The sequence below is a fragment of the Planococcus sp. SE5232 genome, assembly GCF_050686535.1.
Lineage (GTDB): Bacteria > Bacillota > Bacilli > Bacillales_A > Planococcaceae > Planococcus.
In genome coordinates, this window is record NZ_JBOGCP010000001.1 from 15634 (window position 1) to 30733 (window position 15100).

The following is a 15100-nucleotide window of genomic DNA, read 5'->3' on the forward strand; positions in this document are numbered from 1 at the left end:
AACTCGAAGGGAATGAACGAACATGCCACAATACGAAGCAGGCACGTTCGATGTCATCGTCGTAGGAGCCGGACATGCAGGAGCGGAAGCTGCTCTTGCATCGGCACGGATGGGCGCTAAAACGCTTGTTTTGACGATGAATCTGGATATGATCGCATTCATGCCATGCAACCCATCCATCGGTGGGCCAGCGAAAGGCATCGTTGTACGTGAAATTGACGCACTTGGCGGAGCCATGGGACGCGTTATCGATAAAACACACATTCAAATGAGAATGTTGAATACAGCTAAAGGACCGGCAGTACGCGCATTGCGTGCGCAAGCCGACAAAGTGCTCTATCAGCAGGAAATGAAACGCCTGATGGAGGAGGAACCGAATTTAACCTTGCATCAAGGAATAGCTGAAGAATTAGTTGTCGAAGACGGCAAAATTCAAGGATTGCTCACACAAGTAGGGGGCATTTACCGTGCAAACTCAGTGGTCATCACAACCGGGACATTCCTGCGCGGTGAAGTCATCATAGGGGATCTGCGCTATTCAAGCGGGCCGAATAACCAGCAGCCGTCCATCAAATTGGCTGAAAATCTGGAAAAGCTCGGTTTTGAAACGGTTCGTTTTAAAACCGGGACACCGCCGCGTGTCAACAGCAACAGCATTGACTACAGCAAAACCGAAATTCAGCCCGGCGACGATGTGCCGCGCGCGTTCGGCCATGAAACCACTGAATACATCACCGACCAGCTGCCATGCTGGCTCACTTACACAAACGAAAAAACGCATCAGATAATTGATGATAATCTGCACTTGTCCCCGATGTATTCCGGCATGATCAAAGGGACCGGACCGCGCTATTGTCCGTCGATCGAAGACAAAGTTGTCCGTTTCAATGATAAGCCACGCCACCAGATCTTCCTGGAGCCGGAAGGCCGTAATACGCGTGAGGTTTACGTACAAGGCCTTTCAACCAGTTTGCCTGAACATGTGCAGCGGAAGCTTCTGGAATCGATTCCAGGGCTTGAGAAGGCTGAAATGATGCGTGCAGGTTATGCCATCGAATACGATGCCATCGTACCGACGCAATTATGGCCGACACTGGAGTCGAAACAGATAGAAAATCTGTATACGGCAGGGCAGATCAACGGAACTTCCGGTTACGAAGAAGCAGCCGGCCAGGGACTGATGGCCGGTATCAACGCAGCCGCGAAAGTGCTTGGCAAAGAAGAAGTCATTCTGAGCCGTTCGGATGCGTATATCGGCGTACTGATCGATGATTTGGTGACAAAAGGGACGAATGAACCTTATCGTCTGTTGACTTCCCGTGCAGAATACCGGTTATTGCTGCGCCACGACAATGCAGATATGCGTTTAACGGAATTGGCTTATGCAATCGGTATGATCAAGGAAGAGCGCTATGAGAAGTTCCTTGCGAAAAAAGACCGCATTGAAGAAGAAATCAAACGCTTGAGAAGCATTATGATCAAGCCGAATGAACTTACCCAGCAGGTGATCCGTGATGCAGGGGGCAGTGAATTGAAGGACGGCATTCGTGGAGCGGATCTGCTGAAACGCCCTGAAATGAACTACGATATGATTTCCCAGCTGACAGCTTCGCTCGTGGACCTTGAAGATGAAGTAAAAGAGCAAGTTGAAATTCATATCAAATATGAAGGCTATATCGAAAAATCATTGCAGCAAGTCGATAAACTTAAAAAAATGGAAAACAAAAAAATTCCCGAAAATATCGATTACCATGCGATTTCAGGAATTGCGACTGAAGCCCGCGGCAAACTTGCAGAAGTTCGTCCGTTGTCCATTGCACAGGCTTCCCGCATCTCCGGCGTAAATCCGGCTGACATATCCATCTTATTGGTGTATATTGAACAAGGAAAGATTGCGAAAATATCAGTTTGATCTTAAAGGCATAAGCTAGACAACAAAATGGGCTGGCTCACACCAGTCCATTTATCTTTTACATAGAAAACCATAAAAGAGGGAGGAAGCCAGTTTGAATGAACAACAGTTTAAAGATGCCCTCAGTGAAAAAGGGATCCTCTTGACCAATGATCAGCTGGAGCAGTTCCGGATCTACTACAAGGAATTGGTCGAATGGAATGAAAAAATGAACCTTACAGCAATCACAGAGCAACCAGCTGTTTACTTAAAACACTTCTATGACTCCATTACTGCAGCGTTTTATTTGGACTTTACAAAATCAATGAAGCTTTGTGACGTCGGTGCCGGTGCAGGATTCCCCAGTATCCCACTTAAAATCTGTTTTCCCCATATCGAAATTACGATTGTGGATTCCTTGAACAAACGCATTCAGTTTCTGGAGCATTTGAGCGGGGAACTTGGACTTACAAAAGTACAGTTCGTCCACTCGAGGGCAGAAGATTTTGGTCAGTCCATTCACCGTGAAAGCTATGACTTAGTGACCGCACGTGCCGTAGCCCGTTTGTCAGTCCTGGCGGAATTATGTGTCCCTCTTGTTAAAAAAGGCGGAGTTTTTGCAGCCATGAAAGCTGCATCTGCAGCCGATGAGTTGGATGATGCAGAAAAAGCTTTGCAAAAGCTGGGTGTTAAGCTGGAAGCTGTCCATTCATTCCTGTTGCCGATGGAAGAAAGCGAACGCTATATCCAAGTCTTTAAAAAGTTCAAAGAAACACCAAAGAAATACCCGCGGAAAGCTGGAGTTCCAAACAAGTCGCCAATCTCTTAATGTTTCACGTGGAACATTTTACTGCCAAGGGAATATGAGTGATAAAGATTCAGCAGCTAAGTGAGCTTGTAAAAGGTGGTGCTTGAGGATGAAAAGTCCTTTTTCACGTTTCTTCGGAGGCGGCGATAAAGCAAATGAGACAGCGAAGAAAGAAGCGGCTGAACACAAGACTTCAGAAGAAGTCATGAAATTGCCGCTCGACAAAATACATGCCAATAAATATCAGCCTAGAACGGTTTTTGATCAAGAGAAAATTGAAGAATTAGCCAGGACCATCCATGTCCATGGAGTGATTCAACCGATTGTGGTCAGAAAATCCGAAAATGAAGGCGAATACGAAATCATTGCGGGAGAACGTCGTTTCCGTGCCATGAAATCACTTGATTGGACAGAAGTTCCGGCAATCATCCGGAACTTGAGCGACAAAGAAACGGCTTCTATTGCGTTAATCGAAAATCTTCAGCGCGAAGAACTTACTTCTATAGAAGAGGCGCATGCCTATCAAAATCTATTGGAGATCCAAGAGATTACGCAGGAAGCATTGGCGCAGCGTCTTGGCAAAGGACAGTCCACAGTGGCCAATAAGCTGCGGCTGTTGAAACTTCCGGAAGAAATTCAGACCGCATTACTGAACAGGTTGTTAACGGAACGGCATGCCAGAGCCCTTTTAAAGGTGAAAAATGCAGACCAGCAGAAAAAGCTGTTCGATGAAACCGTTGAAGAAAAATTAAATGTAAAGCAATTGGAAATGAAAGTGAGTAAATTGCTGACGGCCGAACCGAAAAAGTCGAAAGCGCGTAGAAAAGCGGTCAGCCGGGACATGCGGATTGCGATGAACACCATTAAAGAATCATTGAACATGGTTTCTAAAAGCGGAATTGATTTGACTGCTGAGGAAGAAGAACATGAAGAATATTATCAAATCACTGTAAAAATTCCGAAAAAGAAATCATGAAGCGCTCTTTCCGTATGGAAAGAGTTTTTTTAATGGCTTTGCCATCGTATTGTTGAAAAATTTTGATACAATAAGAAAACGGAAGCCTAATAGAATAGCTAAAACAACGGTTCCGCAGTAAAATGAAGAGAGTATCAAAGAAAGTTGGTGCAAGTGTGGGTAGAACTATTGCGATCGCCAATCAAAAGGGCGGCGTAGGAAAAACAACGTCTTCAGTGAACTTAAGTGCCTGCCTTGCTTATTTAGGCAAAAAAGTTCTGTTAATAGATATCGATCCTCAAGGAAATGCCACCAGTGGAGTGGGGGTAAACAAAGGGGATGTCGATCAATGCATCTACGAAGTTTTGATTGATGATGTGGATGTTAAAAGCACGATCATGGAAACAAAAGTAGAAAATTTGCATGTGGTCCCTGCAACAATTTCCCTGGCAGGAGCTGAAATTGAATTGGTTTCCACCATTTCGAGAGAAGCCCGCCTGAAAAATGCTCTGGAAGAAGTCAAAGATATGTACGATTACATAATCATTGATTGTCCACCGTCTTTGGGGTTGTTGACCTTAAATTCATTGACAGCTTCGGATGCCATCATTATTCCAGTGCAATGTGAATACTATGCGTTAGAAGGACTAAGCCAATTATTAAGTACTATTCGCTTAGTGCAAAAGCATTTAAATCATGATTTAATGATTGATGGTGTGTTGTTGACCATGCTGGATGCTCGGACTAATTTGGGGATTCAAGTTATTGAAGAAGTGAAAAAGTACTTCCAGGACAAAGTCTATAAAACAATCATTCCAAGAAATGTGAGATTGAGCGAAGCACCAAGCCATGGAGAGCCAATTATCATTTATGATCCAAAATCCAGAGGCGCAGAAGTGTATTTAGAATTGGCGAAGGAAGTGATTCATAATGGCTAAAGGATTGGGAAAAGGCATTAACGCGTTGTTTCCGGGCGAAACAATCAACGAAGCGGATAAAGTAAACCAGATAAGCGTCGGCAAAATTGGAGCAAACCCATACCAGCCACGTAAAATTTTCGACCAGGCAGCTTTGGAAGAATTGGCGGAATCCATTAAAGAACACGGAATTTTACAACCGATTGTTGTAAGAAAAAAAGGCGAAAAATACGAACTAGTCGTTGGCGAACGCCGTTTCCGTGCTGCTAAATTGATCAAATTAAAAGAGGTTCCGGCCATCATTAAAGAACTGACAGACCAACAGATGATGGAACTTGCTATATTAGAAAACCTTCAACGGGAAGATTTAACCCCGATTGAAGAAGCGGAAGCTTACCAGAAACTAATGGAAGCCCTGAATTTGACGCAAGAGCAACTTGCTTTCCGTTTAGGGAAAAGTCGGCCTCATATCGCCAACCATGTGCGTTTGTTGGCATTGCCTGAAAATGTACGTACACTCATTTCCGATAAGCAATTGTCTATGGGACATGGGCGGACGCTATTAGGTTTAAGAAGCAAAAAGCTTATTCCTGAAACAGCGGAAAAAGTGGTTAAGGAAAATTTGAATGTCCGCCAGCTAGAGAATTTGGTGCAGCGTTTAAATGAAGATGTTCCACGTGAAACAATCGAGAAAAAGAAAGATCTTTTTATAGAAGAAAAACAATCGGAACTCCGAGATCGTTTTGGCACGAAAGTTCAAATCAAGAAAAACAAGAACAAAGGGAAGATAGAAATTGAGTTTTTCTCAGAAGACGATTTGGAACGGATTTTAGAGTTGCTAAGCTGACGAGTGCCTATTTCCCGGAAAAGGGAAATAGGTTCTGTTTTTGAGAAGTGAAATAATAAAGGATTTAAAAAGCGCTCGAAGAAAACGTTGAATTCTCTTTCAAAAGAGGGAGAAGAGAAATTTTCCGTAAACGAAGTGCAATGTGAGAGAGGAGAAATGCAATGGTTCTCTTAGGGACATTGATAAATGCTATTTTGATTGTAGTGGGAACCATTCTTGGAAGAGCTCTCCGCAATATTCCTGAAAAGATGAAGGAGACCGTCATGTATGTGATTGGCCTGGCGGTGGTTGTACTTGGTTTGCAGATGGGATTTGAAAGCCAGAACTTCGTCATTGTCATCATCAGTTTAGTGCTGGGAACAGTCATTGGAGAATGGATGGATCTAGAAGGTAAACTGAATGGATTCGGTCACTCCATTGAACGAATGTTAGGAGCGAAAGAAAGTAAAGGCAGCCTTGCTCAAGGGTTTGTAACAGCCACTTTAATATTTGTCATTGGTGCAATGGGAATCATTGGTGCGATGGAAAGTGGACTGAGCAATGAGCATGGCGTCCTGATTTCCAAAGGAATCATTGATGGATTCACCTCTATTGTGTTGGCTTCCACGCTTGGCATCGGTGTTTTGCTATCAGCAATTCCTGTATTTGTATACCAAGGATTGATTGCCTTGTTTGCAACTCAAATCAGTTTGGTGATTCCAGATGCGGCACTGGATATGTTCATTATGGAAATGAGCGCAACTGGTGGAGTCATGATTGCTGCCATTGGATTGAATATGATGGGCGTGACGAAAATCAGAGTCGCAAATCTATTGCCGGGAATATTGGTTGTTGGAATAGTGGTTACGATTATCTATAAATTTAATTTGATGTAAGTGCAGGGAAGGTGAAAGAGTGAACATTGAAAAAATGACACAACGAATTATAGGCGTACTATCGGATGAGGCAATGTGGATGGACCTGGTCATCATCTTTTTGAAAGTCGTCTTGATTACCATAGCCGCGGTTGTCCTAGTGAAAGTCTTGCGTGTCTTGATACGGAAAACTTTTTCCGTACGCATCAAAGGTCCGCTCCTTTATAACGAACGGAGACAGCAAACCTTATCAAAGTTATTGTCCAATGTAGTAGCGTATGTTGTGTATTTCATAGCGGCAGTTTCTATTCTGTCGACGTTTACCATCGACATTACCGGTTTGATCGCCGGAGCCGGGGTGCTGGGCTTAGCCGTTGGTTTCGGTGCACAGAACCTGGTGCGCGATGTAATCACCGGATTTTTCATTATTTTTGAAGACCAATTTTCGGTGGGGGACTATGTACGCGTTGGTGTCGCCGAAGGGACCGTGGAAGAGATCGGATTACGGACGACAAAAGTGAAGGCTTGGACGGGCGAATTGTTTATCTTTCCGAATGGCACGATCACGGACGTTGTAAACTTCTCGATTCACAATTCCATTGCGGTGGTCGATGTCAATATTTCCTATGAATCGGACATCACGCGTGTGGAAAGCTTGATTATGGAATTTCTGGACACCTTGCAGGATCGATACGAACAAATCATCAAACCTGCAGAATTGCTGGGGGTACAAAACCTGACAACGACTGAAATCGTTATGCGAATTACAGCAGAAACCTTGCCGATGCAGCACTTTGCTGTGGCTAGAGGAATGCGCCGCGATCTGAAGGACTTCCTGGATCAACGCGGCGTCGAAATTCCGTATCCGCGGATGGTTATGATGCAGCGGAATCCTGAAGAAGCTGCACCAGCCAAAAGTGCGAAAACTTAATGGATAGAAGGAGGCCGACTCATGGAAATGAAGGAGTTTGGACTGAACGATATAGTTGAAATGAAAAAAGGCCATCCATGTGGAGCCAATGCCTGGAAGATTATTCGTATGGGGGCTGACGTCCGGATTAAATGTGAGGGTTGCCAGCACAGTGTGATGCTGCCGCGTATGGAATTCAATAAGAAGATGAAAAAAGTTTTAGTTAAAGCCGAAGCGGAATGAAAAATGGACAATTCGGGTTTTCATTCCTATAATGGAATGGTTGTGTAAAAAATAATTCGTTTTATATAGAGGAAAGGTTGTGCATCCTATGGCATTAACTGCAGGGATTGTAGGATTACCAAACGTGGGGAAATCCACATTATTTAATGCAATAACAAAAGCGGGTGCCGAAGCGGCAAACTATCCGTTCTGTACAATAGATCCAAACGTTGGAATTGTCGAAGTTCCAGATGAGCGTCTTGATAAATTGACGGAATTGGTGGATCCGAAAAAAACCGTACCGACGGCTTTTGAATTCACCGATATTGCGGGAATTGTCGAAGGCGCCAGCAAAGGAGAAGGACTAGGGAACAAATTCCTGTCCCATATCCGTGAAGTTGATGCGATTTGCCAAGTTGTCCGTTGTTTTGCCGACGACAACATCACGCACGTTACGGGAAAAGTAGACCCGATCTCTGATATTGAAGTCATTAACCTGGAATTGATATTGGCGGATATGGAAAGCATCGAAAAACGCATTGCACGCGCAGCGAAATTAGTGAAACAAAAAGACAAAGAAGCTGTTGCCGAAGAACCAGTTCTGATGAAATTGCGTGAAGCCTTTGAAAACGGCCAATTGGCGCGTTCAATTGAATTCACAGAAGACGAACTGCGCATTGCTAAAGGCTTGAACCTATTGACGATCAAACCGATGCTTTACGTGGCAAACGTTTCAGAAGATGAAATCGCAGATGCGGATGACAATGAATACGTTCAGCAAGTCCGTGAGTTCGCAGCGAAAGACAATGCAGACGTCATCGTAATCTGTGCGAAGATCGAAGAAGAAATGGCTGAACTGGAAGACGAAGAAAAAGAAATGTTCCTTGAAGAACTGGGCATCAAAGAGTCTGGATTGGATCAATTGGTTAAAGCTTCGTACAGCTTGCTTGGATTAGCCACTTACTTTACAGCCGGCGTTCAGGAAGTTCGTGCATGGACATTTAAAAAAGGCATGAAAGCACCACAATGTGCCGGCGTCATCCACTCTGACTTCGAACGCGGATTTATCCGTGCCGAAACTGTGGCTTATGAAGACCTGGTTGAAATGGGTTCAATGGCAGCAGCAAAAGAAGCAGGGAAAGTGCGTCAAGAAGGCAAAGAATACATCGTCAAAGACGGAGACGTAATGCTATTTAGATTTAACGTCTAAAAGCGAGGATGGCCGTCAAGGTTCGACAGGCATAAGGCGAACCAGCAGAGTGGCGCTCTTTGCCACGCAGCTGGGTTGACTTATGACCCGAGAACCTGGCCACCGCAGCTGGATAAAGCTAAAAGCGGAAACGACCGTTATGCTCTGACAGGCGTAAGACGGTCTGGCGAAGCGGCGTGTTTTTGCCGCACAGCCAGAGTGGCTTACGACCCGAGGAGCAGGTCGTTGCAGCTGGATAAGACAAAAGCAAAGGCGCCTGTCCAGCTCCGACAAGCGCTGGAGACCTTGTCGGTAATGGCGTACTTTGCCATTGCTGGCAGGTGCGAAGCGACCTCGAGGGACTAGGCGCCGCAGCTGGATAAGTCTAAAAGCAGAAACGCGAATTATACGCACCAAAAGTTCGGATGTTCAGTACCACAAAACTAAAAAATAACCGGGTGCCTTGCCGCATCCGGTTTTTGCATGGAGGAATAGGAAATGTTGTTATTTGCATACGGAACGCTGAAACAGGGCGGGAAGTATCATTGTTATTTGGAAGAAGCGGAATTGGTGGAAGAACAGGCGACAGCTAAAGGAATATTGTATGATACCGGGATGGGTTATCCGGCGATGGTTTTGTCGGACAGTGGACAGATTGAAGGGGAAGTATACGATATCCCGGATGTGTTGTGGCCAGCTTTGGATTTCTTAGAAGAGTATTCGGGCAATCCGGAGACCGATATGTACGACAAGGTGACAGTTGAAGTGGAGGCGGGAAACCACTCTATGGAAACAATTGTGTATATCGCAAAAAGTGAAAAACTGTTGAAAGAACGAATTGAAACAGGGAAATGGGAGAGTACCCATTCTGCAGTATAGAAAAAAACGCCGCTAGTAGTCGGCGTTTTCTGTTTCAGGGTAATCATCATAAACATGCAGGCGCGGCAGTGAAGGATCATCAATGATCCAGGCCGCGCTTTTTTCTTTGCGCAATTCCCAGTACATGATGAAGTCGCCGAAAGCGCCAGCGGTCAGCATCGCTCCCAACAGAACCAGCACCTGGCTGTCAATCCAAAATCCGAGAACGGTAGGTATGAAGGCAGTCGTCCAAAAAGGCAGCAATAAGACTTTGCGCATCGCGTGGTTTTGAACAGGTCTGCTGGTAGTGGCATAGGCAATTCCCATTTTTAAGTTGATGCCATAATTCAATGAAGAAACAGGGACTTTTCCAAACAGCACAAAACCGACCAAGTGGAAGAGTTCGTGCCCGACAATCAATACAACATAGCCGACCACAAAGAGTAAAATGCCAGTTAAAGAAAAACCGAATGATAAAGGTTCATTGAAAAAATGATAGGCTGCAGCGAAAGCTAGCAGTAAAATAATATTGAACCAAAGCGCTTTAGGAGCTATTTCATCCATCTGCAAGTCTATGATATGGCTGGGTGTCATCGCTTCACATCCTTTGGAGTCTATGGTGAAAAGTATAGTGTATTTTAAATGCAAAATCATGCTTGTGAACCTATCGGAATTATGATACAATACTGTGATGTGAGTAATATTTATGAATTGCTTGCTCCTTGCCCGCTGGATACAGCAGGGCCCAAGTCCATGAGGAGGTGACAACACGATGAGAGAATATGAATTAATGTATATCATTCAGCCTGCAATTGAAGAGGAAGCGAAAAAAGCTCTAGTTGAGCGTTTTAACGACATCCTTACTTCTAACGGAGCTGAAATCATCGAGTCGAAAGAGTGGGGTAAACGTCGTTTAGCTTATGAAATCAACGATTTGCGTGAAGGTTTCTACCAGATCGTAAAAGTAAACGCTGGTTCTGAAGCTATCAACGAATACACACGTCTTGCGAACATTAACGAAGACATTATTCGTCATATCGCTGTACGCAAAGACGCGTAAACAGGATACTGGCACTAAAATTTTTTTGACTTGAAGGAGGTTGAATTCTGATGATTAACCGAGTTGTTTTAGTCGGAAGACTGACAAAAGATCCAGATCTTCGCTACACACCAAGCGGCGCGGCAGTTGCCCGTTTTACACTTGCTGTAAACCGGACATTCTCGAACGCTCAAGGTGAACGCGAAACTGATTTCATTAATTGTACCGTTTGGCGCAAACAGGCTGAAAACACAGCGAATTTCCTGAAAAAAGGAAGCTTGGCTGGCGTCGAAGGCCGCATCCAAACTGGTAGCTACGAGGGACAAGACGGGAAACGCGTTTATACGACAGAAGTAGTGGCGGACAGTGTTCAATTCCTTGAACCGAAAAGCGCCAATACGGACCGTTCACAAGGACAGCAGCCTTCCTATCAACAGAACCAATCACCGAGCCCAAGTCAGCAAAACCATACTCGTGTAGATGAAGACCCATTCTCAAGCGGCAGCGGTCCGATCGAAGTATCGGATGACGATTTACCGTTCTAAAATGGACTGAACCTGGCGAACAACTATTAAGTAAAGGAGGTAATTCGATATGGCACCACGTCGCGGAGGAAAAAAACGGAAAAAGGTTTGTTACTTCACTTCCAACAACATCACGCACATTGACTATAAAGATACTGACCTTTTGAAGAAATTCATTTCTGAAAGAGGAAAAATCTTGCCACGTCGTGTTACAGGCACTAGCGCTAAATGGCAACGTAAGTTGACAATCGCTATCAAACGCTCACGTATCATGGCACTTCTACCGTTTGTTGCGGAAGAAAGATAATTAAAGAAAAGCGAAAGCACCCGGCAAGCCCGGATGCTGGAGTCTGGACGATGATTTCAAAAAGACCGGGAAACCGGTCTTTTTTTTGCGTTGAATTAAGAATAGCGAGTTCGGGGAGGAAGAAGCCGCTCCAAACGGACAAGGCAGTGGCCGAAGTAATTTGAACGATGTCTTTACGTGGAGAGGAATTTCAAAATGCCAAGGGCAAACGCATTTAGTTCAATGCATCTTAAGGGAGGTGCTTATAATGTCGTCTCCTGTTTCAGCCTGTTTACGAATCCATGGAATGGACATCGCTCCTTTTGTTCAGGTTCTTGAATCATGGTACAATTACAAGGATGAAATCTGCCCGAAAGAAGGGGAAAAACAGTCATATGCAAAATCAACAAACGCGACAACTTACAAATGGGGCAATGATGGCGGCGGTTTTCACAGTACTGCTGACAATCTCGGTATACGTTCCTGTTTTAAGTATAGTAAGTACGTTAATTTTGGCATTGCCGGTCGCCTGGTACAGTGCAAAATATCCATGGAAAGCCTCTGCGCTTTTTGCATCGGTCTGTCTGGTGCTGTCGTTTATCATCGGTGGCCTTTTGTCAGTGCCGCTGGCGTTGATCCATGTACCGCTGGGATTGGCAATCGGCATCTCGATTTATTATAAGAAGAGCAAATTATTCATGTTCATGAGTGCCAGCATTGTTCTGCTGATATCCTTAATGGTTCAATACGTGGCTTCCATTGTGCTGTTCGGCATCAATGTGCTGGAAGAGTTCACTGTCTTGTTCGATGAATCCTATGAACAGACAGGTTCGTTGATGGAGCGTTTCGGGGCTTCTGAAACCTCCCTCGAAGAATACAATGAACTTGTTGCGCAGTTGCAGTTTTCGTTTGAAACGATGTTGCCTGTGTTATTGGTACTGGGTGTGTTCATGTCGGTCTGGATGCTATTGTTGATCCTGTTACCGATTCTGAAGCGTCTCGGAATTGAGGCGCCTAAGTTTCCGCCTTTCCGGAACATGAAATTGCCGAAATCCGTTTTATGGTATTATTTAATCGTGTTGCTTGTCTCGTTGTTATCGGAGTTTGAACCCGGAACGATGGCATACATGATCTTCATTAATGCAACCGTGTTGCTTCAATTCTTGCTGTTCCTGCAAGGTGTTTCTTTTTATCATTTCTACATCCACCAGGAAAGCTGGCCGAAATGGGTGACAGTGCTGGTGACTATCTTAGCATTGCCATTACAATCATTTACGAGTATTGTCGGAATCGTAGACCTTGGATTTGATATCCGGGGTTGGGTCAAGCGGGCACACGAGTTTAAAGGAAAATAAGGAGCTGAAGAATAATGTCGGCTTTTTTTAGAAAAAGAAAACTTCGATATCCGCTTATAGCGCTGCTTTCTCTTGGTATGGCCGCGGCGATTCTGATTTCATTTTGGTCGGAATGGGCAGCTGGAATCTTTACACTGCTGTTTGTGCTTGCTTTTACAGCGGCGTGGGTGACGGAAAAAAGAATCTATGAAGCTACTGAAAAACATATTGAAACATTGTCGTACCGTATGAAGAAGGTCGGAGAAGAAGCACTGCTCGAAATGCCGATTGGAATTTTACTGGTCAATGAAAAATACGAAATTGAATGGGCAAATCCCTACATGACTTCGACGCTCGAGTACGACACGCTGATCGGCGAGTCACTTTATACATTGTCGGATGACTTCCATACGTTGGTGAAGTCCGAAGAAGCGAGAGAGCTGACGATCACATTGGGCGAGCGGAAATACCGCGTGTATTATAAAGCGGATGACCGCCTGTTCTATCTTTTTGATATTACCGAACAAGTGGAAATCGAGACGCTTTATTATGCGGACCGTTCCGTTATCGGGATTCTGTTCATCGATAATTACGATGAGTTGGCGCAGGGAATGGATGATCAGACACGCAGTAACATAAACAGCCTGGTCACTTCACTCATCAACCAATGGGGGGCAGACCACGGAATCTTTGTGAAGCGTATTTCATCTGACCGCTTTATGGCGGTTTTCAACGAGTCGATTTTAAAAGAGTTGGAACTGTCAAAATTCGCTATCTTGGATGATATCCGCGAAGTCACCGCCAAAGATAATCTGGCATTGACCTTGAGTATCGGAGTGGGTGCCGGTTCTGCATCGCTTGTCGAGCTTGGCAGCCTGGCGCAATCCGGGCTGGATCTGGTGCTCGGCCGTGGTGGAGACCAGGTTGCCATCAAACATCCGAGTGGAAAAGTGAAGTTCTACGGGGGCAAGACCAATCCGGTTGAAAAACGGACACGGGTTAGGGCCCGGGTTATTTCACACGCCCTGCGTGACCTGATCCAGGAAAGTGACCAAGTGTTTATCATGGGCCATAAAATGCCTGATATGGATTCGATCGGCGCCGCAGTCGGTGTCGCCAAAATGGCCGCCATGAACAAAGTCAAAGGCAAGATCATCATTGATTTTGATGAATATGACCGCAGTGTCATGAGACTGATGGAAGCGATTGAAGGCGAGCCCGAGTTGTTTGAGCAGTTCATCACGCCTGAAGAAGCGCTGGCGGATATGACCGAGCATTCCCTGCTCGTCGTCGTGGATACGCACAAGCCATCAATGGTCATCGATGAACGTGTATTGCAGCGGATGGAACGGGTCGTGTTGATCGACCACCACCGGAGAGGCGAGGAATTCATCACCAATACGATGCTGGTCTATATGGAGCCTTATGCTTCGTCAACCGCCGAGTTGGTGACTGAATTGATCGAATATCAGCCGAAACACGAAAAACTGTCCATGCTGGAAGCGACTGCTATGCTGGCTGGAATCATTGTCGATACGAAGAGCTTTACCTTACGGACAGGAGCCCGTACGTTTGAAGCAGCATCCTATCTGCGTTCGAATGGAGCCGATACCGTGCTTGTTCAGCGCATCTTGAAAGAAGATCTGGAAACCTATATTGAACGCGCGAAAATCGTTCAGACAGTGGAATTTGTCGGGGAAGGCATCGCCATCGCAAAAGGCGAGCATGACCGCGTCTACAGTCCGGTATTGATCGCGCAGACGGCAGATATCCTGCTGACCATGAAAGATGTCAACGCATCCTTCGTAGTGGCGGAGCGCCAAGAAGGCGGCATCGGCATCAGTGCCCGGTCGCTTGGCGAAGTAAATGTCCAGATCATCATGGAAAATCTCGGCGGCGGCGGCCATTTAACCAACGCAGCCACCCAAATGCCGAACACCACAATTGAAGAAGCGGTCAATCAATTAAAAGCGGTAATTTTGGAAGACGATGAAGGAGGAGCAAACGAATGAAAGTGATATTTTTGAAAGACGTAAAAGGCAAAGGCAAAAAAGGTGAAATTAAAAATGTGGCGGATGGCTACGCGCATAACTTCCTGCTGAAAAACAATTTGGCGATTGAAGCGAATCAGGCGACCATCAGCAAATTGGACGGCCAAAAGAAAAAAGAACAGAAAGAAGCCGATCAGGAGCGCCAGGAAGCTGAACAGCTGAAAGAAAAGCTGGAAAGCCTGACAATTGAATTGACGGCTAAATCCGGAGAAGGCGGCCGCCTTTTCGGGTCGATCACCACTAAACAAGTGGCGACAGCACTTGAGAAAAAACATGGCATCAAATTGGACAAGCGTAAAATGGATTTGGATGACGCGATCCGTGCGCTTGGCTACACCAATATTCCTGTCAAGCTGCATCACGATGTGACCGCTACGCTTCGAGTTCATGTTACTGAAGAAGCGTAAGGTGGGAG

The 15100-nt window shown here is 45.2% G+C and carries 17 protein-coding genes; 16 read left to right on the top strand and 1 reads right to left on the bottom strand.

The features are described from left to right. Positions 1-22 precede the first annotated feature (22 nt). The 10 genes from mnmG (at position 23) to ACRC6Q_RS00115 (ending at position 9472) form a co-directional block, all read left to right on the top strand. Complete coding sequence (mnmG, locus tag ACRC6Q_RS00070; protein WP_223643330.1) at positions 23-1912, top strand: tRNA uridine-5-carboxymethylaminomethyl(34) synthesis enzyme MnmG; 1890 nt, start codon at positions 23-25, stop codon at positions 1910-1912. A gap of 94 nt (positions 1913-2006) precedes the next feature. Further along, positions 2007-2720 carry a 16S rRNA (guanine(527)-N(7))-methyltransferase RsmG gene (gene rsmG, locus ACRC6Q_RS00075; protein WP_223643332.1) on the top strand — a complete coding sequence of 238 codons (714 nt, stop codon included), beginning with the start codon at positions 2007-2009 and terminating at the stop codon, positions 2718-2720. A gap of 88 nt (positions 2721-2808) precedes the next feature. Continuing rightward, complete coding sequence (gene noc / locus ACRC6Q_RS00080; protein WP_431465451.1) at positions 2809-3675, top strand: nucleoid occlusion protein; 867 nt, start codon at positions 2809-2811, stop codon at positions 3673-3675. 155 nt (positions 3676-3830) lie between these two features. Beyond that, the gene (locus ACRC6Q_RS00085; protein WP_006830554.1) at positions 3831-4592 is read left to right on the top strand and encodes a ParA family protein; all 762 of its coding nucleotides are present in this window, start codon (positions 3831-3833) and stop codon (positions 4590-4592) included. Next, the gene (locus ACRC6Q_RS00090) at positions 4585-5418 is read left to right on the top strand and encodes a ParB/RepB/Spo0J family partition protein (protein ID WP_298831665.1); all 834 of its coding nucleotides are present in this window, start codon (positions 4585-4587) and stop codon (positions 5416-5418) included. Before ACRC6Q_RS00085 ends, ACRC6Q_RS00090 begins: the two co-directional genes overlap by 8 nt. A 161-nt stretch (positions 5419-5579) precedes the next feature. After that, positions 5580-6293, top strand: a complete 714-nt coding sequence (locus tag ACRC6Q_RS00095; protein ID WP_223643338.1) for a DUF554 domain-containing protein — start codon at positions 5580-5582, stop codon at positions 6291-6293. A 19-nt stretch (positions 6294-6312) separates the two neighbouring features. Continuing rightward, complete coding sequence (locus ACRC6Q_RS00100; protein WP_223643340.1) at positions 6313-7203, top strand: mechanosensitive ion channel family protein; 891 nt, start codon at positions 6313-6315, stop codon at positions 7201-7203. 21 nt (positions 7204-7224) lie between these two features. Continuing rightward, on the top strand, positions 7225-7425 hold the full coding sequence (locus ACRC6Q_RS00105; protein ID WP_146555360.1) for a DUF951 domain-containing protein: 201 nt from the start codon (positions 7225-7227) through the stop codon (positions 7423-7425). Positions 7426-7513: 88 nt separating this feature from the next. After that, on the top strand, positions 7514-8614 hold the full coding sequence (ychF, locus tag ACRC6Q_RS00110; protein ID WP_223643342.1) for a redox-regulated ATPase YchF: 1101 nt from the start codon (positions 7514-7516) through the stop codon (positions 8612-8614). Positions 8615-9091: 477 nt separating this feature from the next. After that, entirely contained in the window at positions 9092-9472 is a 381-nt protein-coding gene (locus ACRC6Q_RS00115; RefSeq protein WP_223643345.1) for a gamma-glutamylcyclotransferase family protein, read from the top strand. Between the two features lie 12 nt (positions 9473-9484). On the opposite strand, the gene ACRC6Q_RS00120 is transcribed toward ACRC6Q_RS00115, so the two are convergent. Continuing rightward, on the bottom strand, positions 9485-10045 hold the full coding sequence (locus tag ACRC6Q_RS00120) for a DUF3267 domain-containing protein (RefSeq protein WP_223643347.1): 561 nt from the start codon (positions 10043-10045) through the stop codon (positions 9485-9487). 178 nt (positions 10046-10223) lie between these two features. Here ACRC6Q_RS00120 and rpsF point away from each other — a divergent pair, with 178 nt between their 5' ends. From rpsF to rplI, 6 genes are all read left to right on the top strand, one after another. Then, a complete protein-coding gene (gene rpsF / locus ACRC6Q_RS00125; protein WP_106533339.1) occupies positions 10224-10511 on the top strand; it encodes a 30S ribosomal protein S6 in 288 nt (95 codons plus the stop codon). Positions 10512-10561: 50 nt separating this feature from the next. After that, the gene (ssb, locus tag ACRC6Q_RS00130; protein ID WP_008497641.1) at positions 10562-11035 is read left to right on the top strand and encodes a single-stranded DNA-binding protein; all 474 of its coding nucleotides are present in this window, start codon (positions 10562-10564) and stop codon (positions 11033-11035) included. Positions 11036-11084: 49 nt separating this feature from the next. Further along, a complete protein-coding gene (gene rpsR / locus ACRC6Q_RS00135; RefSeq protein ID WP_006830564.1) occupies positions 11085-11321 on the top strand; it encodes a 30S ribosomal protein S18 in 237 nt (78 codons plus the stop codon). Positions 11322-11695: 374 nt separating this feature from the next. Further along, positions 11696-12655, top strand: coding sequence for a YybS family protein (locus ACRC6Q_RS00140; protein ID WP_431465452.1), 960 nt, complete (start codon positions 11696-11698; stop codon positions 12653-12655). A 14-nt stretch (positions 12656-12669) separates the two neighbouring features. After that, positions 12670-14646 (top strand): DHH family phosphoesterase, encoded by a 1977-nt coding sequence (locus tag ACRC6Q_RS00145; protein WP_223643351.1) that lies wholly within the window; start codon positions 12670-12672, stop codon positions 14644-14646. Further along, complete coding sequence (rplI, locus tag ACRC6Q_RS00150) at positions 14643-15092, top strand: 50S ribosomal protein L9 (protein WP_146555366.1); 450 nt, start codon at positions 14643-14645, stop codon at positions 15090-15092. Before ACRC6Q_RS00145 ends, rplI begins: the two co-directional genes overlap by 4 nt. The last annotated feature ends 8 nt before the right edge of the window (positions 15093-15100 follow it).